General features: G+C 35.2%; 1 pseudogene. It reads right to left on the bottom strand.

Annotated elements, in window-relative coordinates:
• Nucleotides 1-61: 61 nt before the first annotated feature.
• Nucleotides 62-261, bottom strand: a pseudogene (locus tag SB679_RS24910) (ionic transporter y4hA); the annotation flags it as partial.

The raw sequence follows: 261 nt of genomic DNA on the forward strand, positions 1-261 counted from the left end.
CTCCGAAAAATGCTCTCAGATAAGGTGTAAAATGATAACTCCCCAGCCTTTACATTCTTTATTAAGGAACAATTACTGTAAATATATAAGCTGCCAGATTCACTAATAGAACTGTCCCATAAAGGATATTCGTTTTTCCACGGCTTAAGGAAAGCATTACAATAAATACTGATAAGGAAAGCAGAATTACATCTTTTTTATCCAATCCTAACACCAAAGGGATATCATATACAATACAAACAGTAGACACCGCCGGAATGG

Source organism: Chryseobacterium sp. SIMBA_029 (assembly GCF_046535275.1).
Taxonomy (GTDB): Bacteria; Bacteroidota; Bacteroidia; order Flavobacteriales; family Weeksellaceae; genus Chryseobacterium.